General features: G+C 71.4%; 17 protein-coding genes, 1 pseudogene and 1 riboswitch. Of the genes and pseudogenes, 8 read left to right on the forward strand and 10 right to left on the reverse strand.

Going from position 1 to position 20,605, the window contains the following annotated elements; translation table 11 throughout:
- The first annotated feature begins 6 nt into the window (after positions 1-6).
- The 4 genes from ACFQ58_RS12295 (at position 7) to ACFQ58_RS12310 (ending at position 3,089) form a co-directional block, all read left to right on the forward strand.
- Entirely contained in the window at positions 7-933 is a 927-nt protein-coding gene (locus ACFQ58_RS12295; protein ID WP_376951398.1) for an ABC transporter ATP-binding protein, read from the forward strand.
- Positions 930-1,823, forward strand: a complete 894-nt coding sequence (locus tag ACFQ58_RS12300; protein WP_376951399.1) for an ABC transporter permease — start codon at positions 930-932, stop codon at positions 1,821-1,823. Before ACFQ58_RS12295 ends, ACFQ58_RS12300 begins: the two co-directional genes overlap by 4 nt.
- Entirely contained in the window at positions 1,820-2,641 is an 822-nt protein-coding gene (locus ACFQ58_RS12305) for an ABC transporter permease (RefSeq protein WP_376951400.1), read from the forward strand. The genes ACFQ58_RS12300 and ACFQ58_RS12305 overlap by 4 nt, the downstream gene beginning before the upstream one ends.
- 97 nt (positions 2,642-2,738) lie before the next feature.
- Entirely contained in the window at positions 2,739-3,089 is a 351-nt protein-coding gene (locus tag ACFQ58_RS12310; RefSeq protein ID WP_376951401.1) for a hypothetical protein, read from the forward strand.
- Here the strand turns inward: ACFQ58_RS12310 and ACFQ58_RS12315 are convergent.
- Both ACFQ58_RS12315 and ACFQ58_RS12320 read right to left on the reverse strand, forming a co-directional pair.
- The gene (locus tag ACFQ58_RS12315; RefSeq protein ID WP_376951402.1) at positions 3,086-3,508 is read right to left on the reverse strand and encodes a hypothetical protein; all 423 of its coding nucleotides are present in this window, start codon (positions 3,506-3,508) and stop codon (positions 3,086-3,088) included. The genes ACFQ58_RS12310 and ACFQ58_RS12315 overlap by 4 nt on opposite strands.
- Positions 3,509-3,722: 214 nt before the next feature.
- A complete protein-coding gene (locus ACFQ58_RS12320) occupies positions 3,723-5,234 on the reverse strand; it encodes an MFS transporter (RefSeq protein WP_376951403.1) in 1,512 nt (503 codons plus the stop codon).
- A 269-nt stretch (positions 5,235-5,503) separates the two neighbouring features.
- On the opposite strand from ACFQ58_RS12320, the gene ACFQ58_RS12325 reads away from it, so the two are divergent.
- Positions 5,504-8,236: an AMP-binding protein gene (locus tag ACFQ58_RS12325; RefSeq protein ID WP_376951405.1), complete on the forward strand. Its 2,733-nt coding sequence runs from the start codon at positions 5,504-5,506 to the stop codon at positions 8,234-8,236.
- Positions 8,237-8,391: 155 nt separating this feature from the next.
- Here the strand turns inward: ACFQ58_RS12325 and ribH are convergent, their stop codons facing one another.
- The 6 genes from ribH to ACFQ58_RS12355 form a co-directional block, all read right to left on the reverse strand.
- Entirely contained in the window at positions 8,392-8,862 is a 471-nt protein-coding gene (ribH, locus tag ACFQ58_RS12330; RefSeq protein ID WP_376951406.1) for a 6,7-dimethyl-8-ribityllumazine synthase, read from the reverse strand.
- Positions 8,859-10,163: a GTP cyclohydrolase II gene (ribA, locus tag ACFQ58_RS12335; RefSeq protein ID WP_376951407.1), complete on the reverse strand. Its 1,305-nt coding sequence runs from the start codon at positions 10,161-10,163 to the stop codon at positions 8,859-8,861. The genes ribH and ribA overlap by 4 nt, the downstream gene beginning before the upstream one ends.
- Positions 10,160-10,813 (reverse strand): riboflavin synthase, encoded by a 654-nt coding sequence (locus ACFQ58_RS12340; protein ID WP_376951408.1) that lies wholly within the window; start codon positions 10,811-10,813, stop codon positions 10,160-10,162. Before ACFQ58_RS12340 ends, ribA begins: the two co-directional genes overlap by 4 nt.
- A gap of 2 nt (positions 10,814-10,815) precedes the next feature.
- Complete coding sequence (gene ribD / locus ACFQ58_RS12345) at positions 10,816-11,880, reverse strand: bifunctional diaminohydroxyphosphoribosylaminopyrimidine deaminase/5-amino-6-(5-phosphoribosylamino)uracil reductase RibD (protein ID WP_376951409.1); 1,065 nt, start codon at positions 11,878-11,880, stop codon at positions 10,816-10,818.
- A gap of 73 nt (positions 11,881-11,953) precedes the next feature.
- Positions 11,954-12,099: riboswitch (FMN riboswitch) on the reverse strand.
- A gap of 105 nt (positions 12,100-12,204) precedes the next feature.
- Entirely contained in the window at positions 12,205-13,338 is a 1,134-nt protein-coding gene (locus ACFQ58_RS12350; protein ID WP_376951410.1) for a hypothetical protein, read from the reverse strand.
- A gap of 21 nt (positions 13,339-13,359) precedes the next feature.
- Complete coding sequence (locus ACFQ58_RS12355) at positions 13,360-14,355, reverse strand: sugar-binding transcriptional regulator (RefSeq protein WP_376951411.1); 996 nt, start codon at positions 14,353-14,355, stop codon at positions 13,360-13,362.
- Positions 14,356-14,479: 124 nt separating this feature from the next.
- Here ACFQ58_RS12355 and ACFQ58_RS12360 point away from each other — a divergent pair, with 124 nt between their 5' ends.
- From ACFQ58_RS12360 to glpK, 3 genes and pseudogenes are all read left to right on the forward strand, one after another.
- Positions 14,480-16,228 carry a glycerol-3-phosphate dehydrogenase/oxidase gene (locus ACFQ58_RS12360; protein WP_376951412.1) on the forward strand — a complete coding sequence of 583 codons (1,749 nt, stop codon included), beginning with the start codon at positions 14,480-14,482 and terminating at the stop codon, positions 16,226-16,228.
- A gap of 178 nt (positions 16,229-16,406) precedes the next feature.
- Positions 16,407-17,116, forward strand: a pseudogene (locus ACFQ58_RS12365) (MIP/aquaporin family protein).
- Positions 17,117-17,183: 67 nt separating this feature from the next.
- A complete protein-coding gene (gene glpK, locus ACFQ58_RS12370) occupies positions 17,184-18,698 on the forward strand; it encodes a glycerol kinase GlpK (RefSeq protein ID WP_376951413.1) in 1,515 nt (504 codons plus the stop codon).
- A gap of 91 nt (positions 18,699-18,789) precedes the next feature.
- Here glpK and ACFQ58_RS12375 read toward each other — a convergent pair whose 3' ends face one another.
- Together ACFQ58_RS12375 and trpS are read right to left on the reverse strand one after the other, a co-directional pair.
- On the reverse strand, positions 18,790-19,590 hold the full coding sequence (locus ACFQ58_RS12375; protein ID WP_376951414.1) for an HAD family hydrolase: 801 nt from the start codon (positions 19,588-19,590) through the stop codon (positions 18,790-18,792).
- On the reverse strand, positions 19,587-20,597 hold the full coding sequence (gene trpS / locus ACFQ58_RS12380; RefSeq protein WP_376951416.1) for a tryptophan--tRNA ligase: 1,011 nt from the start codon (positions 20,595-20,597) through the stop codon (positions 19,587-19,589). The genes ACFQ58_RS12375 and trpS overlap by 4 nt, the downstream gene beginning before the upstream one ends.
- Positions 20,598-20,605 lie beyond the last annotated feature (8 nt).

Here is a 20,605-nt window from a genome sequence, read left to right on the forward strand (position 1 = left end):
GGAACCGTGCCGCAGCCCGTGATCGTCGCCGCCGACCTCGTCAAGCGATACGGGGAGTTCGCCGCCGTCGACGGGCTCTCGTTCGAGGTCGCGCCCGGCGAGTCGTTCGGACTGCTCGGGCCCAACGGGGCCGGCAAGTCGACGACCATGCGCATGATCGGCGCGGTCTCGGCGCGCACCGGCGGCGAGCTGTCGATCCTCGGGCTCGATCCCGACCGGCACGGTCCCGACATCCGCTCGCAGCTCGGGGTCGTGCCGCAGGCCGACAACCTCGACGCCGAACTGCGCGTGCGCGAGAACCTGCTCGTCTACGGGCGCTACTTCGGGTTGCCGCGACGCGTGGTCGCCGAGCGGGCCGACGACCTGCTGCGCTTCGCCCAGCTCGAAGATCGCGGCACCGCGAAGGTCGACGCGCTCTCCGGCGGCATGAAGCGCCGACTCACGATCGCGCGGGCCCTCATCAACGACCCGCGCATCCTGCTGCTCGACGAACCGACCACCGGGCTCGACCCCCAGGCCCGGCACATCCTCTGGGATCGCCTGTTCCGCCTCAAGGAGCAGGGCAAGACGCTGGTGCTCACGACGCACTACATGGACGAGGCCGAGCAGCTGTGCGACCGGCTCATCGTCGTCGACCACGGCCGGATCATGGCCGAGGGAACGCCGGCCGAGCTCATCCGACGGCACTCGTCGCGCGAGGTGCTCGAGCTGCGATTCGGCTCCGACCGCAACGAAGAGGTGGCGCGCGCTCTCGAGGGCACGGGCGACCGCGTCGAGGTCCTGCCCGACCGCATCCTCGTCTACACGGGCGACGGCGAGGCCGAGCTCGAGCGCATCTCCGACGCAGGCCTGCACCCGCTCACGAGCCTCGTGCGGCGCTCGAGCCTCGAGGACGTGTTCCTCAGGTTGACCGGACGGAGCCTCATCGAATGAGCGACCATTCCGTCAGTCGAGGAGGCCGGGAGGGCCGTGTCGAGACCCCGGCGACCAACGCCGGCGCTTCCGACGACGCGCGCCTCGCCCTCGCCGGCGGCGCCCGGCCGCGGCGCTTCGGCGCCTGGTACGTCGCCGAGCACCGCCTGCGCGTCATGTGGTCGTACGGGCAGACGATCATCGCGACCGGGTTCGGCGAGCCGCTCATCTACCTCTACGCGATGGGCGTCGGGCTCGCCACGCTCGTCGACCAGAACCTGGGCGCCGAGGCCGCCGGCGTCGGCTACCTCGTCTACGTCGCGCCCGCCCTGCTGTGCAGCGCGGGACTCACGACCGCGACGATCGAGTTCTCGTATCCGGTGCTGCTCGGCTACAAGTGGAACCCGACGTTCAGCGGCATCCACTCGGGCCCCATCAGGCCTGGCCAGATCGTCGACGGCCTGGTCATCTCGGTGGTCATCCGCCTCGCGGCGACGATGGCCGTGTACTTCGCGTTCATGCTGCTCTTCGGCGCCGTGCCGTCGGCGACCGGCTGGCTCGCGATCCTCGTCGCGACCCTCACCGGCATGGCGTTCGGCACGCTGCTCATGGCGTACGCCTCGACGATCCGCGAGGACACCGGGCAGCTCGCGATGGTCGAGCGGCTCATCGTGCTGCCGCTCACGCTGTTCTCGGGCACGTTCTTCCCGCTCTCCGAGCTGCCGTGGTTCCTCCAGTGGATCGGATGGCTCTCGCCCCTGTGGCACGGCACCGAGCTCGCGCGGGTCCTCACCTTCGGCTACCCCGAGCCGATCTGGCTCACGGCGCTCCACGTCGTCGTGCTCGTGGCCATGACCGCGGTCGGGTGGGTGTGGTCGCGCCGCATCGCGTTCCGGAGGCTGACGGCATGACCACCGTCGACCACGCCGCCCAGTACCGCACCCGTCGCGGCGTCGGGGCGCTGTACGCCGGCAACGCCCGATCGGTGATGTACCGCGGATGGCGCGCCACGCGATCCACGAACTGGCTCGTCATGCTCAGCGGCCTGTTCGAGCCGATCTTCTACCTGCTCTCGCTCGGCATCGGCCTCGGTGCCCTCGTCGGCACCGTGACCGTCGACGGGCGCGAGGTGCCGTACGCGGCGTTCATCGCTCCCGCCCTGCTCGCCGTGGCGGCCATGAACGGCGCGATCTACGACTCCACCTGGAACGTGTTCTTCAAGATCCGGTTCGCCAAGCTCTACGAGGGCATGCTCGCGACCTCGCTCGGCCCGCTCGACGTCGCGCTCGGCGAGATCTCGCTCGCCCTGCTGCGCGGTGGCCTGTACGCCGCCGGGTTCATGGTCGTGATGCAGGTGCTCGGACTCGCGCTGTCGTGGTGGGCGCTGCTCGCGATCCCCGCGGTGCTGCTCATCGCGTTCGGGTTCGCGAGCGTCGGGATGGCGGTGACGAGCTACCTGAAGTCGTTCCAGGAGATGGACTGGATCAACTTCGTGATGCTGCCGATGTTCCTCTTCTCGGCGACGTTCTACCCCCTCTCGGTCTACCCCGAGCCGATCCAGTGGGTGATCCAGGCGCTGCCCCTGTGGCACGGCGTCGAACTCGTGCGCGGCCTGACGACGGGGGCTGTCGGTCCGGCCATGCTCATCCACGTCGGCTACTACGTCGTGATGATCGCGCTCGGCATGTTCTTCACCACCAAGCGGCTGCGGGCGCTGTTCCTCGCCTGACGCGGGAGCACTGTTTCCGCGTGTGACGGCGCGCCGCGACATCCGCGCAGCCCGGGCGTATCGTCGCCTGCACGGTACGAACCCAGAGGAGCCACGCATGTCGACCCACCAGCCGCACGCCGCCGCCGAGTCCCGCACGGGCCTCGCGATGGGCATGCGCGGCTGCGTCGAGGGCGAGACGTGCTCGAGCGATCGGCCCGGGCACGGCCTGCACGCGATGCAGGACCGCCTGTCCCGCATCGCGGCCAGCCGCTGGGTCGACGCCGTCGTGACCGCCTCGGGCGCCGACGGGTTCGTCGAACTCCTCGACCTCGACGGCGGCGTGCACCGCGTCTGGCACCACGGCGCGTTCACCGGGCAGCTCGCCGTCGGCGACCCGGTCGCGCTCCACGGCGTCTACGGCGTCCTCGCCCGGGGCGACGACCGATTCTCGGTGGCCGCCGTCTAGCTGGGCATCATCTCCTTCATCGCGCCCATCATCTTCTCCATCGCCATGGCGGCCTGGTCGCACGCCATCGCGCACATGCGGCAGTGCTCGCTCATGTCGGCGTGCATCATGCACTCGGCGGAGCACGCGCGGCACATCTTCACGCACGTCTCCATCATCGACATCATGACCTGCGAGTCGTAGCCGGTGGTGCGGAGCATCATCCGCATCATGCTGTCGCACACGTCGGCGCAGTTGGAGCACATCGCCGCGCAGCGGCCCATACCCTCGCCCGCGTCCGCATCGGCGCACATGACGCACGCCTGCATGCACGCGGAGAGGGCCTCCATACACTCCTGCATCATCGACATGTCCATGTCCTTCATAGGCATGTCCGACGCCGACATCGCGCCCTTCATCATGTCCATCGTCATGTTCATCCGCGCACCCGCCGTCTCCGGGGCCGGGCGTCGACGTTGCCGGCTGAGGTCCCGGCGACCCTGTCGGCGTCATGGTACGCCGCGACCCGAGCGCCCAGAAGGGGGTCGCGCCATCCGTCACGGGCGTGGAACGAACCCGCAACACGAACGGAACAGGGCGGATGCCGCGGGGCTCGTGAGCCCGCGACATCCGCCCTGTGTCAGGCGCGACGCGCTACAGCGAGGCCGCCTCGGCCTCGCCCTCGGCGAGCCGGCCGCGAGCGCCGACGCCGGCGTCGTCGTAGTCGACGTCCTTGGTCTCCTTCGAGATGAGCAGCGCGACGAGCGTCAGCACGCCCATGACCGAGAGGTAGATGCCGACCGGCCACGGCTGGCCGTCGGCCGCGGCCCACAGGGCGACCGCGATGAGCGGGGCCACGGCGGCGCCGAGGATCGACGAGACGTTGTACGCCACGGCCGAGCCGGTGTACCGCACGTTCGTCGGGAACAGCTCGGGCAGGATCGCGCCCATCGGACCGAACGTCGAGCCCATGAGCACGAAGCCGAAGATGAGGAACGCCTGCGTCAGGGCGCCGGTGAACTTCGGGTCGAGCTGCGGCATCAGGAACAGGTTGAACGTCAGGCCGAACACGATGATCGCGACCGTCACCCAGATCAGCAGGCGACGGCGGCCGATCGCGTCGGCGATCGGGCCGGAGAGGAGCGTGAAGACACCGAAGAACACGACGCCGATGATCTGCATCATCACGAAGTCGGGATAGGTGAACCCGAGTCCGGGATAGAAGGCAGCCGCGAACGCATCGGCGTCGAACGGCTGGCCGGATGCCTCGGCAGTGGCCTGTGCGGCGGCGCTCGCGGCCTCGAGGTCGGCGGCCTTCGTGCCGTACGACAGCGTGAAGTTCGTCATCAGGTAGAAGAGCACGTACGTGGCCAACATGATGAACGTGCCGAGGATGAGCTCGCGCCAGTTGTGCTTGAACGCGGTGCCGAGCGGCAGCTTGCGGATCGCACCCTTCTCGGCGGCCTTGGTGAAGGTGCTCGACTCGACGAGCTTGAGGCGCACCCAGAGACCGACGATGACCATGACGGCCGAGAACAGGAACGGCACGCGCCATCCCCACTCGAAGAACCACTCGCGCGACGGCGAGAGCAGGTTGATCGCGAGGAACACGCCGTTCGCGATGATGAAGCCGATCGGCGCGCCGAGCTGCGGGAAGGTCCCGTACCAGGCGCGCTTGCCCTTCGGTGCGTTCTCGGTCGCGACGAGCGCGGCGCCCGACCACTCGCCGCCGAGCGCGAAGCCCTGCGCGAGGCGGAGGATCAGCAGGAACAGCGCCGCGAACCATCCGATCTGCTCGTGGGTCGGCAGCAGGCCGATGAGGAACGTCGCGATGCCCATCGTGAGCAGGGACGCGACGAGCGTCGCCTTGCGGCCGTACTTGTCGCCGAAGTGGCCGAACACGATCGCGCCGATCGGTCGGGCGACCATCGCGGCGCCGAACACGGCGAACGACGACAGCAGGGCGGTCGTCTCGTTGCCCGTCGGGAAGAAGAGGATGGGGAAGACGAGCACGGCCGCGGTCGCGTACGCGTAGAAGTCGTAGAACTCGATCGTGGTGCCGACGAGGCTGGCGAGGATGACGCGGCTGCGCGAGTTGGCGGGCGCGGTGCCGGCGGCCGGCGCGGCCGGCGCCGTCGAGTCGGCGGGGGATTGGGTTGCGGTCATGGCAGGACGGGACTCCGATGGTGAGGATGGCCGGCGCGCGGCACTTCATTGTGGGGCGCCGCACCGCGTCGGCGCGGAACCGCTGCTTGTGGCAACGCCCACACCCTATGCACGGCGCGGCGCGCCGGCGAATCGAGCACGACGAGCGGTCGAAGCGTGCGACGAACGGTCGCGCCATCCGATTTCGGCCTGGTCGGTATGTCACGTAAGGTTAGCCTTACCTCTGACGCTTCCCGGCGTCTCTTCTCTTCCGATTCCGGAGTCCCCGCATGCGCACCACCCTGACCAGGACCGAGCCCGCCGTGCTCGACCTGCTCGGGGGCGAGGCCGCCGCGCCGGCGATCCTGACGCGCGACGCGTCGATCGACTACGCCGAACTCGCCGAGCGCGTCGCCGACCGCCGTGCCGCGCTCGGCACCGGCCGCCGCCTGGTGTTCCTCGCCGGCTCGAACACGATCGAGACCGTGGTGACCTACCTCGCGGCGCTCGCGGGCGGCCACCCGGTGCTGCTGCAGGCGAGCGGGGCGGATGGCGCACCCGGCCTCGAGGGCCTGATCGACCGGTACCGGCCCGACGTGATCGCCACGGCCGGCCCGGATGGCGCGGACGTCGAGCTCGACCACCGCGGCGCGGGCAGTCGCCACACGTTCCATCCCGAGCTGGCCCTGCTCGCGAGCACCTCGGGATCGACGGGCTCGCCGAAGCTCGTCCGGTTGTCGCGCGCGAACGTGCTGAGCAACGCGCGCAGCATCGCCGACTACCTGCGCCTGACGCCCGACGACCGCGCGGCGACGCCGCTGCCGCTGCACTACTGCTACGGGCTGTCGGTCGTGAACAGCCACCTCATCTCGGGCGGCAGCCTGCTGCTCACCGATCGCTCGGTCGTCGAGCCCGAGTTCTGGAGCGAGTTCGACGCGGCCGGCGCGACGTCGTTCGCCGGCGTGCCCTACACGTACGAGCTTCTCGAGTCGACCGACTTCGCGCAGCGCCGGCTGCCCACGCTGCGGTACGTGACGCAGGCCGGCGGACGGCTCGCGCCCGAGCGTGTGCGCGCGCTCGCCGACCTCGGCCGCGAGCGCGGCTTCGAGGTCGTCGTGATGTACGGGCAGACCGAGGCGACCGCGCGGATGGCGTACCTGCCGCCGTCGCTCGCGTCCTCGGCCGCCGGAGCGATCGGCATGCCGATTCCGGGCGGGTCGTTCCGCATCGACGAGGCGGTCGGCGGCGGTGCGCCCGGCGAGGGCGAGCTGGTCTACTCGGGGCCCAACGTGATGATGGGCTACGCCGAGACGCCGTCCGACCTGGCCCGCGGACCCGAGCTCGACGAGCTCCGCACCGGGGATCTCGCCCGCCGGCGGGACGACGGGCTCTACGAGATCACCGGGCGGATCAGCCGGTTCGTGAAGGGCTTCGGGCTGCGGCTCGACCTCGACCGCATCGAGCGCCTGCTCGCCGCCGACGGCATCGAGGCCCGCACCGTCGGGGTCGACGAGCGGCTCGCGGCGTTCGTGCGGCACGAGCGGTTCGTCGCGGCCGCCCGCGAGGCGGTGCAGCGGCACACCGGGCTGCCGACGCACGCCTTCGATGTCCACGCGCTCGCCGAGTTCCCGCGCACGGCGAACGGCAAGCCCGACCACGCGGCGCTGCGCGCGCACGCGTCGTTGCTGCGCGCCGCGGCGACGACCACGAACGCGACGGCGACGGCGACGGATGCCGCGGGGTCGGCGCCGACCGCGGCGGCGACCTCGGCGTCCGCCCTCCGCGACCTCTGCGCCGAACTGCTCGCGCGTCCCGACGCGACCGAGGACGACAGCTTCACGACGCTCGACGGCGACTCGCTGAACTACGTGGAGCTCGCGCTCCGGCTCGAGGAGCGCATCGGCGCCCTGCCCGCGGACTGGCCGAGCCGGCGCATCCGGGATCTCGCCGTCGACGTCGTGGCCGAGGAGGGCGCGCAGCGCCCGGCCGACGAGTCGACTGTGGTGGTTGAGGAGGGCGCGCAGCACCCGTCTCGAAACCCGGCAGCCCGAGCCCAACCGCGCCCGCGCCGCCGGGTCGCCCGGCTCGAGACCTCGGTCGTGCTCCGTGCCGCCGCGATCCTGCTCATCGTCGCGACGCACGCCGACGTCGTGCAGGTCAAGGGCGGCGCGCACCTCCTGCTCGCGGTCGCCGGATTCAACCTCGCGCGCTTCCGCCTCAGCGGCGGCGGCGCCCGCGCGGGCGATGAACGGACCGCTCGGATGCGCCGCGTGCGCGGCCTGCTCCGCAGCGTCCGCGCCCTCGCAGTCCCGGCTGTGCTGTGGATCGGCGGTGTCGCGCTCATCGCCGGCACGTACGATCCCGCCACGGTGCTGCTGTCCAACTGGGCGGTGCCCGGCGCGACCGCGTGGAGCGAACAGTGGCAGTTCTGGTTCCTCGAGGCGCTGATCTGGTCGTTCGTGGGCCTCGCGGTCCTGTTCGCGGTGCCGGGCGTCAACGCGCTCGAGCGGCGGCATCCGTACGCGTTCGCGCTCGCCGTGCTCGGCGCTGCGCTGGCGTGGCGGTTCATCGTGTCGGGCGGCATCACGCCCGATTCGCCGATGCGCTACGCGCTGCCCGCGATCGCGTGGCTGATCGCGCTCGGATGGCTCGTCGCCCGCTCGACGACGCTTCCGCGTCGGGTCGCCGCGACCGCGATCGTGCTCGCGACCGTGCCGGGCTTCTTCGGCGATCCGCTGCGCGAGTCGATCGTGATCATCGGGCTCGGCCTGCTGATCTGGGTGACGAGCCTGCCGGTGCCGGCGTTCCTGGCGGGCGCGATCGGCACCGTGGCATCCGCCTCGCTGTTCGTGTACCTGACGCACTGGCAGGTCTACCCGCCGATCGAGGAGGTGTCGCCACCGCTCGCGATCGCGGCGTCCTTCGCCGTCGGCCTCGCCGCGTGGTGGGCGTGGGGCCGGCTCGGCGACGTCGTGCGACGACTCAGCGCCAGGCGACCGCGAGGATCGCGCTCAGCGGCGTGAGCCCCGACGCTGCACGGCGCCCACGACGGGCGTGGGAGCCCGGCCACGAAGCCCCTCGAACGTCGGATGCCGCGCGTTCGGCGTGGCCGCATCGCAAGCAGGTTCGGTCGTGGAAGTGGACCGTGTGCCCGCGATGGAGACACGCGGACGAGGCGTCAGCCCCGCAGGCCCCGTAGCAGGTTCGCCGTCGCGATGGCGGCCTCGGCGGCCTCGCGACCCTTGTCCTCCTTCGAGCCGGGCAGGCCGGCGCGGTCGAGGCCCTGCTGCTCGTCGTCGAGGGTGAGCACGCCGAAGCCGACGGGCTTGCCGGTGTCGAGGGCGACCCGGGTCAGGCCGTCGGTCGCGGCCGACGAGACGTACTCGAAGTGGGGCGTGCCACCCCGGATGATGACGCCGAGCGCCACGACCGCGTCGGCGCCCGCCTCGAGCGCCGCCTTCGAGACGACCGGCAGCTCGAAGCTGCCCGGCACGCGCACCAGCTCGAACGCGGCCCCGGCCGACTCGAGCGTGCGCGTCGCGCCGGCGATGAGCCCGTCGGTGATCTCGTCGTGCCAGCTGCCGGCGACGATCGTGACGCGGAGGCCGCGGCCGTCGACGTCGAGTTCGGGGGATCCGGCTCCGCTCATGTTGCGTGTCCTTTCATGAGTTCGTCGGCAGCGCCATTCGTCAGCTGCTCGTCGTCGATCGCATGACCCATGCGGGTGCGCTTGGTCTCGAGGTAGCCCGCGTTCACGTCGCCGACACCGACGACGAGCGGCAGCCGGTCGGCGACGCGGATGCCGTGCGCCTCGAGCTGGCGGACCTTCTCGGGGTTGTTCGTGAGCAGGCGCACCCGCTCGACGCCGAGGTCGTCGAGGATCGCGCTCGCCGCGGTGTAGTCGCGCGCGTCGATCGGCAGGCCCAGGGCGAGGTTGGCGTCGAGCGTGTCGAGCCCGCCCTCCTGCAGCCGGTAGGCGCGCAGCTTGTTGATCAGGCCGATGCCGCGACCCTCGTGACCGCGGAGGTAGATCACCACTCCGCCGCGCTCCGCGATCGCCGCGAGCGCGGTGTCGAGCTGGGGACCGCACTCGCACTTCAGCGAGCCGAACGCCTCGCCGGTCAGGCACTCCGAGTGCACGCGCGCGATCGCGCCCGCCGGATCGGCTGCGGGATCGCCCGCGATGATCGCGAGGTGATCGGCGCCGGTGTTCCGGTCGCGGTACGCGCGCACGCGGAACGTGCCGTGCATGGTCGGCAGGTTCGTCTCGACCTCGAACTGCACGCGCGAGGACTCCACGATCGCCTCGGGCTCCTCGCCCGCGGCGAGGTCCTGGCCGTCGTGCCATTCGTGCAGCCAGGCGACGAGCGCCTCGACCGTCGTGACCGGCAGGCCCTCGCGCTCGCCGAGCGTGATGAGCTCGGGCAGTCGCATCATCTCGCCGTCGTCGGCGACGAGCTCGCCGATCACGGCGACGGGGGAGAGGCCGGCGAGGCGCATCAGGTCGACCGCCGCTTCGGTGTGGCCGGCGCGCTCGCGCACGCCGCCGTCGACCGCACGCAGCGGCAGGATGTGCCCGGGGCGGATCAGGCGATCGGGTGTCGCGGCGGGGTCGGCGAGGATTCGCAGCGTGTGCGCGCGATCCGACGCCGAGATGCCGGTCGAGATGCGGTCGGCGGCGTCGACCGACACGGTGTATGCGGTGCCGCGCGCATCCTCGTTGCGCTCGACCATCGGCGGCAGGCGGAGCCGGTCGGCGTACGCGTTCGGCATCGGCGCGCACAGGTACCCGCTCGTGCGCCGGACCATCCACGCGATCCACTCCTGCGTCGCGAACTCGGCCGCGATGATGGCGTCGCCCTCGTTCTCGCGGCCCTCGTCGTCGGCCACGATCACGGGCTTGCCCGCGCGCAGCGCGTCGAGCACCTCGGGCATCGTCGCGAGGCTCATCGCGCACCCCCGACCGGCTCGGCGAGTGAGGACGGCAACGACCGGTGCGCGTCGAGGCGGAGCATCCGCTGCACGTGTCGGGCGAGCACGTCGGTCTCGAGGTTGACCCGGTCGCCGGGCTCGAGCCGGCCGAGCGTGGTCGCGGCGAGCGTCTCGGGGATCAGCGACACCTCGAACCACGACCCGTCCGCCTCATCGCCGAGCGCCGAGACCGTGAGCGAGACGCCGTCGACCGAGATCGAGCCCTTGTCGACCACGAGCGAGGCGAGCGCGTCGGGAAGCGAGAAGCGGATGACCCTCCACTCGTCGCCGGGCCGGACCTCCAGCACGTCGGCGGTGCCGTCGACATGCCCCTGCACGATGTGCCCGCCGAGTCGATCGCCGACGAGGGCCGCGCGCTCGAGGTTCACGGGACGTCCGGTCGAGACCGTGTCCAGCGTCGACATCCGCAGCGTCTGGGCCATGACGTCGGCACTGAACGAGGACGCGTCGGCGTCGACCACGGTCAGGCACACGCCCGAGACCGCGATCGAGTCGCCGTGTCGCACGCCCTCGACGACCTTCGGCCCGCGCACGGTCAGCCGCACGACGTCGGCGTTCGGCTCGACGCGGATAACCTCGCCGAGCTCCTCGATGATTCCGGTGAACATTGTCAGGCCCTCTCTCGGGTGGGAGTTACGTCGTGCGAGGCGGCTCGTGGCCGAGCGACGACGAGCAGGTCGTCGCCGAGTCGCACCAGGTCGGTGAAGTCGTAGCGGAGGGTGTCGGCGATGGTCGCGACGCCCAGGTCGTCGATGGCGGTCCGCGGGCCGCCGATGAGCGCAGGGGCGAGGTAGACGAGCACCTCGTCGGCCAGGCCGGCCGCGAGGAACGAGCTCGCGAGCCTCGGGCCGCCCTCGATGAAGAGCGAGCGGATGCCACGGCGCTGCAGCTCCGCGAGGTCGGCGGCGAGGTCCATCCCCGCCATCCGGATCGCCTCGTGCGGATGGCGCCCGAGCGCGGCGCCCGGCGGCACCTCGCGCCGCCCGAACACGACGGGAACGGGCTGGTTCTCGAACAGCTCGCCGTCGGCGTCGCGCGCGGTGAGGGCCGGGTCGTCAGTGAGCAGAGTGCCCGTGCCCACCGCGATGGCATCGGATGCCGCGCGGCGCAGGTGCACGTCGGCGCGCGCCTCGGGGCCGGTGATCCACTGGCTCGTGCCGTCCGCCGCGGCCGCGCGCCCGTCGAGGCTCGACGCCCACTTCACGGTGACGCGCGGACGACGGTGCCGGGCTGCGAACAGCCAGTCCTCGAGGAACGCCGCGACCTCGTCGGCCAGCACTCCGGCCACGACCTCGACGCCGGCGTGCCGCAGCGTGCGCGCCCCGCCGGCGGAGTGATCGCCCGGGTCGTCGACCGCGTACACGACGCGCGCGATGCCGGCGTCGACGAGGGCCTGCGCGCACGGGCCGGTGCGTCCCGTGTGGTTGCACGGCTCGAGCGTCACGATCGCAGTCGCGCCGCGCGCCGCGCCGGCCGGCAGCGCCGAGAGCGCGTCGACCTCGGCGTGCGGGGTGCCGGCACCGCGGTGCCATCCCTCGGCGAGCACGTCGCCGTCGGGGGAGAGGATGACGCATCCGACGCGGGGGTTCACCCCTCGGGCGGGGCCGCGCTCGGCCAGCTCGAGCGCCCGGCGCATGACCGCGACATCCGTCGCCGCGTGCGTCGCCGTGGACATCGGTCGCCTGCCTTCCAGGCTCCGGGACTCCCGGCGGCGCCGGAAACGTCGACGGCGCTCGTGAGCATCGTCGACACGTGCCGCCTCCCATCCGGACTTTCACCGTCGGTACCGGAGTTCCACCGGTTCAACCGCTCGCGCATGGCCGGACGGCCACGCGCTCCCGGCTCGCGGACTTTCACCGCCGGTTCGGACTTGCACCGACCCCGGAGCACGTTTCGTGTTCGATTCTAGGTCAACGCACGCGGGCGGGTCGTATTCCCCGGGTTCCAGGCCTCGGTACGCGCGCGGCTTCGCCGCGGGGCTACTCGACCACCGAACGCGTCAGCGGCACTCGGCGGCCGCGGCGACCTGCGCATCGCTCGGCCGCCCGTACGCCTCGATGCCGGCGCCGGGGAGGTCGTAGCCCATGCTGATCGCCCAGGCCGTCGCCCATGACTCGTGGTCGCTTCCGGCCTCCTCGAACAGCGCGCGGCACGCCTCGCGGATCACCTGCGTGTGGCCCACCTCGTGGACGACGACCGCCTCGGCGTTGGGGTCGTTCCCCCAGGCCCACTCGATGCTCTCGCTCAGCGTGATCAGCCCCCACTCGCCGCCGTCGACCCCGAATTCGGCCGTGCCGGAGTACCACGTGTCGCTCTCGAGCCCGGCGACCTCGTACGCCCAGGCGAAGTCGAGCGCGACCCCGTTCGCGATGGATCGCGCGAACGCCTCGATCTCGGCACGCACCGGGTTGGCGTCGGCGCGGGCCACCGCGGCCGCGTGCGACGCGCGGACGTCGGCGACCGCGGTCACGAGCGCGGTGAACCCGGCGGCATCGGTGGTCGACGCTGCGCCGTCGACGAGCTGTTGCAGCGTGCTCCGCGCGCGGAACGTCGCAGACGGGTTCGCGGCGAGCTCCGCGCGCGCGATCTCGTGAGCGCCGGCGACCAGCGTCTCGGTCGCCGCGTCGACCTCGTCGCGCGCCGCCTGCACGGCATCGGTCGCGGCCTCGCTCGATTCCGCCGCCGCGATGCGCTCCGGGACGAGCTCCGAGATCTCCCACAGGTCGGCGTACCGTTCCCAGGCAGGAGCGAATGCATCGGGGTCGGTGAGCTCGACGATGCCGAGCCGTGCCGCGCCCGCGGCAGCACCCTCGTCGAGCTCGGACCGCAGCCCCACGAGCGCGTCGGTCAGCGCGGTGCGGTCCTGGTCGCGCACCAGGTCGGGCGTGAGGACGGCCTCGAGCTCCTCGGTCCGGCTCACGGCGGCCTCGCCAAGCGCCATCGCCTCGTCGTACGCGGCGGATGCGTCGTCGCTTCGAGTGTCGGCCGCGACCCACGACGGCCAGAACTGCCGGTGCATCTCGGTCGCGGCAAGCTGGTGGCCGGCCGCGGTGATGAGCACGCCGACGACGACCGCGACCGCGGCGGTCGCGGCCGGGCTGCGTCGTGCGGGCGGGCGGGTCAGGTCGGTCATCCGACGGTCAGGCTACCCGCATCACGCCTCCCCGACGAGGTCGCGTGCCGTCCCCTCGTCGATGATGAGGTCGGTGATGAGTCCCGCCGCCAGGGCTCCGGTCAAGCCCGGCAGCTTCGCCCGCCCCGAGACGACGCAGATGCGCCGGGGCGCGCGTCGGAGCGTCGCGAAGTCGGGCCCGGTGCCGCGCGCGTTCATCGCGATGCCCTCGGTCGATCCATCCGCTCGGTAGAAGACCGTCGCGACGTCGCCCACCACACCGTCGCGCGAGAGCGACTCGTAGTCGGCTCGCTCGAGGTAGCCACCCTGGTAGACGTGGCTCGGCACCTCGGCGAAGGGCGAGCCGATGCCGAAGATCGCCACGTCCATCCCGGCCTGCAGGTCGAGCAGGCGCCGCGTGCTGCGCTCCCGCCAGAAGGCCTGCTTCGTGGCGGGATCGTCGAAGAATGCGGGGACCGGGAACTGCTGCACCCGAGCGCCGAAGGCGTCGCCGAAGCGGCGCAGCAGCTCCGAGGCGTACAGGATGCCGGTCGTGCGGAGGTTGCCCGCGCCGTTGAGCTGCACGACCTCGGAGTTGTGCGTCGCCTTGGGGGCGAGGTGCCGGCTCATCGCGCTCATGGTCGAGCCCCACGCGACGCCGATCGTCTGGTTCGAGTCGATGAAGCGGCTGAGAATCCGTGCAGCCGAGAGCGCGACCCGCTCGAGCCGGTCGACGTCGCTGGCGTGGTCGGGCACCGGCACGACGTGCGCCGAGACCTCGTGGCGCTCGAGGATCTCCTGCTCGAGCCGGCTCGGCAGGTCGAGCGGCGAGTGGATGGAGATCTCGACCAGTCCGGTCGCGCGGGCGTGGCTCAACAGCCGCGATACCGAGGATCGCGAGGTGTGCAGCTCCTTCGCGATGGCGTCCATCGTGAGGTCCTGCAGGTAGTACAGGTGCGCTGCTCGCAGCGCATCGCGGACCTTGCCGGACGGCAGTTCGCCCTCCAGCGCCGGCCCCGCGGCATCCGTCACGGTCATCGCCGCCCCCTCTTGCACATCTGTTCATTCGGCTTGCAAGCATGTGCGCATGTGCTCACGATGTATTCATCCACAGCCGGCCCGCCTCCGCAAGCCGGCGTGACCGCAGCTCGAAAGGACAGCGATGTCGCCCACCACGTCGATGACGACCCGACCGAACCACGCGCCCCGCACCCGCCCCGAGGTGTCGGCGCTGCGCGCCCGACCCACCGCCGAGGTCGTGATCATCGGCGGCGGCATCAACGGCATCGCCACGTTCCGCGACCTCGCCCTGCAGGGCGTCGACGTCGTGCTCGTCGAGCGCGACGACTTCGTCTCGGGCGCCTCGTCGGCGTCGAGCCACATGATCCACGGGGGCATCCGCTACCTCGAGAACGGCGAGTTCCGCCTCGTGCAGGAGTCGGTGCAGGAGCGCAACGGCCTGCTGAGGATCGCGCCGCACTACGTCAAGCCGCTGCGTACGACCGTGCCGATCTTCTCGACCTTCTCGGGCATCCTCTCCGCGCCGCTGCGGTTCCTGACGCACAAGCAGGGCGCGCCCACCGAGCGCGGTGCGGCGCTCATCAAGGCCGGACTGACCATGTACGACGCGTTCTCGCGCGACGGCGGGAGCGTACCGCGGCACCGGTTCCTCGGTGCCAAGAAGTCGCTCGCCGAGCTGCCCGCGCTGAACCCGGGCCTGAAGTACACCGCGACGTACTACGACGCGAGCATGCACGACCCCGAGCGGCTCGCCCTCGACGTGCTGTTCGACGGCCTCGCGGCCGGTCCGCACGCCCGGGCGGCGAACCACCTCGAAGCGGTCGGCTTCGGTGCGAACGGCGTGCGCGTGCGCGATGCGGTCACGGGCGACGAGTTCGACCTCGCCGCCGACGTCGTCGTCAACACCTCCGGTCCCTGGACCGACCTGACGAACGCGCAGCTCGGCCGCGAGACCCGCTTCATGGGCGGCACCAAGGGCTCCCACATCGTGCTCGACCACCCCGAGCTGCTCGAGGCGACCGGCGGCCGAGAGATCTTCTTCGAGCACGAGGACGGCCGCATCGTGCTCATCTACCCGCTGAAGGGTCGCGTCATGGTCGGCACGACCGACCTCGAGCACGACATGCGCGAGCCCGCGGTATGCACCGAGGCCGAGGTCGACTACTTCTTCGACCTCGTCGCGCACGTTTTCCCAGGCATCCGCGTCGACCGTTCGCAGATCGTGTACCGCTTCTCGGGGGTGCGACCCCTGCCGCGTCACGACGACACCCAGCCCGGCTTCGTGAGCCGCGACTACCGCATCGAGCGGGCGGATGTCGCGGAGCGCCCGGGCACCACGATGCTGAGCCTCGTGGGCGGCAAGTGGACCACGTTCCGGGCGCTCGCCGAGCACCTCGCCGACGAGGTCCTCGAGCTCGTCGGCCGCTCACGCGTGCGCTCCACGAAGGGCCTGCCGATCGGCGGCGGCGCCGGGTACCCGACGACGGATGACGCGCGGCTGGTGTGGATCGCCGGGCATGGCGACGGAGTCGGCCGCGCGCGCGCCGAGGCGCTGCTCGAGCGCTACGGCACGCGTTCGGAGGCACTGATCCGAGAGGTCGAGGGCGGCCCCGAGACGCCGTTCGCCGTGCACGAGGGATACAGCCGCGAAGAGGTCGCCTGGCTCGCCCGGAACGAGCGGGTCGTGCATCTCGCCGACCTCGTGCTGCGCCGAACGAGCCTCGCGTTCACGGGTGCGCTCACGCCGCTGCTGCTCGATGAGCTCGCGGAGGTCGTCGGCGACGAGCTCGGGTGGGATGCCGCGGAGCGACGCGCCGAGGTCGAGGCAACGCGCCGCCTGCTCGCCGACCGCCACGGCGTCGTGCTCGAGGCGGCGTCGCCGGTCGAGTAGCCCCACTCGACACCGGCTCCAACTTGCACAGACGTGCACGCGGGACCGCCGTTTTCCGGGCTTTCCCGCCGGTACGTTTCATCGGGGCCGCGCGGACGCGGCATCCCGATCACAACGAAAGAAGGTCAACGTGGACACTCTCGGTGTCGTGTTCCTGTCGGAACTCGTCGGCACGGCCATGCTCGTGCTCCTCGGCTGCGGCGTCGTCGCCAATGTCGCGCTCGCGAAGAACAAGGGCTTCGGCGGCGGGTTCCTGATGGTCAACTTCGGCTGGGGCCTCGCGGTCTTCGCCGGCGTCATCGTCGCGTACGCCTCCGGCGCGCACCTGAACCCCGCCGTCACCCTCGGACTCGTCGCGAACGGCGCGACCGAGTTCGTCCCGGGTGTTCCCGTCGACGCGCTCTCGGTGCTCACGTACATCGGCGCGCAGCTCATCGGCGCGTTCATCGGGGCCGTCGTGTGCTGGCTGGCCTACAAGCAGCACTTCGACGCCGAGCCCGAGGCTGCGCCGAAGCTCGGCGTGTTCTCGACCGGTCCCGCCATCCGCTCGTACGCTGGAACCTGGTGACCGAGATCATCGGCACCTTCGTGCTCGTGTTCGTCGTGATCGGCTTCGGCCGCAACGGCGACGCGTCGGGGCTCGCCGCGCTCGGCGCGCTGCCCGTGGCGCTGCTCGTGATCGGCATCGGCGCCTCCCTCGGTGGCCCGACCGGCTACGCGATCAATCCCGCCCGCGACCTCGGCCCGCGCATCGCGCACGCAGTGCTCCCGATCGCAGGCAAGGGCGGCTCCGACTGGTCCTACTCGTGGGTGCCCGTCGTCGGCCCGATCATCGGCGGCGTGCTCGCCGGCTGGGCCGCGATCCCGCTGCTGCCGCTGCTCGGCTGAGCCGCGCCATCCGCGCGCGTCAGCGCGCCCGACCCCAATCCATTCACTGACACGACGGAGTTCTCAGATGGCTGACCACATCCTCGCGATCGACCAGGGCACGACCTCGTCGCGCGCGATCATCTTCGACAAGGCCGGATCGATCGTCTCGACCGGGCAGCTCGAGCACGAGCAGATCTTCCCGAAGCCGGGATGGGTCGAGCACGACCCCGCCGAGATCTGGCGCAACACGGGCGAGGTCATCGGGCAGGCGCTCGGCAAGGCGAACCTGACCCGGCACGACATCGCCGCGGTGGGCATCACGAACCAGCGCGAGACCGCGGTGGTCTGGGACCGCACGACCGGCGAGCCCGTCTACAACGCCATCGTCTGGCAGGACACCCGCACGCAGCCCATCGTCGACCGGCTCGCCGCCGAGGGCGGCGTGGAGCGCTTCAAGGACAAGGTCGGGCTGCCGCTCGCCACCTACTTCTCGGGCACCAAGATCGTCTGGATCCTCGAGAACGTGCCCGGGGCACGCGAGAAGGCCGAGGCGGGCGACCTGCTCTTCGGCACGACCGACACCTGGGTGCTCTGGAACCTCACAGGCGGGGTCGACGGCGGCGTGCACGCGACGGATGTCACGAACGCGAGCCGCACGATGTTCATGGACCTCGAGACCCTCCAGTGGGACGACGAGATCCTCGCCGCGTTCGGCGTGCCGCGCTCGATGCTGCCGGAGATCCGGTCCTCGTCCGAGGTGTACGGCGTCGCGAACGAGCACTCGCTGCTGCGCGAGACCCCCATCGCCGGGATCCTGGGCGACCAGCAGGCCGCCACGTTCGGCCAGGCCGCGTTCGACGCCGGCGAAGCGAAGAACACCTACGGCACGGGCAACTTCCTCATCTTCAACACGGGCGAGGAGATCGTCCACTCGAAGAACGGGCTGCTCACCACCGTCGGCTACAAGCTCGGCGACCAGCCGGTCCACTACGCGCTCGAGGGGTCGATCGCCGTGACGGGCTCGCTGATGCAGTGGCTGCGCGACAACCTCGGCCTGATCTCGTCGGCCGCCGAGGTCGAGGAGCTCGCGACGTCCGTCGAGGACAACGGCGGCGCGTACTTCGTGCCCGCGTTCTCGGGGCTCTTCGCCCCGTACTGGCGTCCGGACGCGCGCGGCGCGCTCGTGGGCCTGACCCGCTACGTGCAGAAGGGGCACATCGCGCGGGCGGCACTCGAGGCGATCGCGTTCCAGACGCGCGACGTCGTGGACGCCGTGAACGCCGATGCGGGGATCGAGCTCACGGAACTGCGCGTCGACGGCGGGGCGACGGCCAACGACACCCTGCTGCAGTTCCAGGCCGACATCCTCGGCGTCCCGGTGGTGCGCCCGGTCGTCGCCGAGACGACGGCGCTCGGCGCCGCGTACGCGGCCGGCCTCGCGGTCGGCTTCTGGGCCGACCTCGACGACCTCGCCAAGAACTGGCAGGAGGATCGTCGCTGGGAGCCGTCGATGGACGAGGCCGAGCAGGGCCGGCTTCTGCGCAACTGGAGGAAGGCCGTCACCAAGACCCTCGACTGGGTCGACGACGACGTCCGCTGACCCTCGGTGGTCGAGTAGCGCGCGGCGGAGCGGCACGCGTATCGAGACCCTCCTCGTGGGGGTCTCGATACGCGTCGGCCTGCGGCCGCCGCTACTCGCCCGCGAGGTGATCGCGGAGCAGCGCCGGGAGTTCGGACAGCGAGCGGATCTCGAGCACCCCGGCGGTCGCGGCATCCGCTGCGTCGAGTTCGTCGGGGCGCTCGCCGGAACGGTTCAGCCAGACGCCGACGAGCCCGGCGCGTGCGGCGCCGATCGCGTCGGTGCGCAGCCGATCGCCGACGTAGGCCGCCGCCGAGACCGGCGAGGACGCGGCGAACCGCGCGATCGCCGCGTGGAAGATCCGCGCATCGGGCTTCGTGACGCCCTCGGAACCCGACGCGACGAGATGGGCGATGCGACCCGGATGCCCGACCTCGAGTCCGAGGCGGACGAGTTTGGCGAGCTGGAACTCCTCCTCGCCGTTCGTGATGATCCCGAATCGCACACCGGGAAGGGTCCGCTCGAGCGCGTCGAACGCCGGTTCGACGTCGTCGTGCAGTGCCCAGGAGGCGCGATAGTGCTCGAAGTACCGGGCGAACCAGGCCCCCGCCGCGTCATCGTCGAGGGCGTCGCCGTGTGCGAGCGCGAACTCCGAAGCGCGGGCGCGCCGCTGCTCCTCGAAGGTCAGCGCGCCGGCGAGGTACGCGTGGTAGTGCCGCTCCTCGAGCTCGTGCCAGAGGGCACGGGCCTCGGCGACGTGGGCGTCGTATCCTCGCTCGCGCAGGTGCGCCAGGATTCCGTCGGCGACCGCCTCGCGATGCGCCATGAGCGTGTCGTCGAGGTCGAACAGGATCACGGCGCCGCCGGGCGCCGGATCCTGCGACGGCGTCTCGTCGCGCCGGCTCGCACTCACCGGCGGCGCAGGAAGCCGACGCGCTCGTAGACCGTCGCGAGCGTGCGATCGGCGCGCTCGGCCGCCTTGTCGGCACCGATCGCGAGCAGCCGGTCGAGCTCGGCCGGATCCTCCATGAGCTCGAGCGTGCGCGCGCGGATCGGCGCGACGCGCTCGACCACGACCTCGGCGAGGTCCTTCTTCAGGTCGCCGTAGCCGCGGCCGTCGTACTCGGCCTCGAGTTCGGGGATCGTGCGCCCCGAGACCGTCGCGTAGATGTCGAGCAGGTTGGCGATGCCGGGCTTGGCCTGCGGGTCGTACCGGACCTCGCGCTCGGTGTCGGTCACCGCGCTCTTGATCTTCTTGGCGATGACCTTGGGGTCGTCCATCAGGTTGACGAGGCCGTTCGGGCTCGACGCCGACTTCGACATCTTGGCGTTCGGATCCTGCAGGTCGTAGATGCGCGCCGACTCCTTGGGGATCAGTGCCTCGGGCACGACGAACGTCTCGCCGAAGCGCGAGTTGAACCGACCCGCGAGGTCGCGCGTGAGCTCGAGGTGCTGGCGCTGGTCGTCGCCGACGGGCACGAGCTGCGTGCCGTAGAGCAGGATGTCGGAGGCCATGAGCACCGGGTAGGTGAAGAGGCCGACCGTGGTCGCCTCGGCCCCGTACCGGGCGGACTTGTCCTTGAACTGCGTCATGCGGCTGGCCTCGCCGAAGCCGGTCAGCGTGCCGAGCACCCAGGCGAGCTCGGTGTGGGCGAGCACGTGCGACTGGACGAACAGGGTCGAGCGCTCGGGATCGACGCCGGCCGCGAGGTACTGCGCCGCGGTGCGGCGCGTGGCGGCGTGCAGCTCGGTCGGATCCTGCGGGACGGTGATGGCGTGCAGGTCGACGACGCAGTAGATCGGGTCGTGGTCCTCCTGGAGGGCGACCCAGTTCACGAGGGCGCCGAGGTAGTTGCCGAGGTGGAGCGAGTCGCCCGACGGCTGCATGCCGGAGAAGACGACGGGGCGTGCGGTGTTCATTTCGGTGT

Source organism: Agromyces sp. NPDC056523, assembly GCF_042794545.1.
Taxonomy (GTDB): domain Bacteria; phylum Actinomycetota; class Actinomycetes; order Actinomycetales; family Microbacteriaceae; genus Agromyces.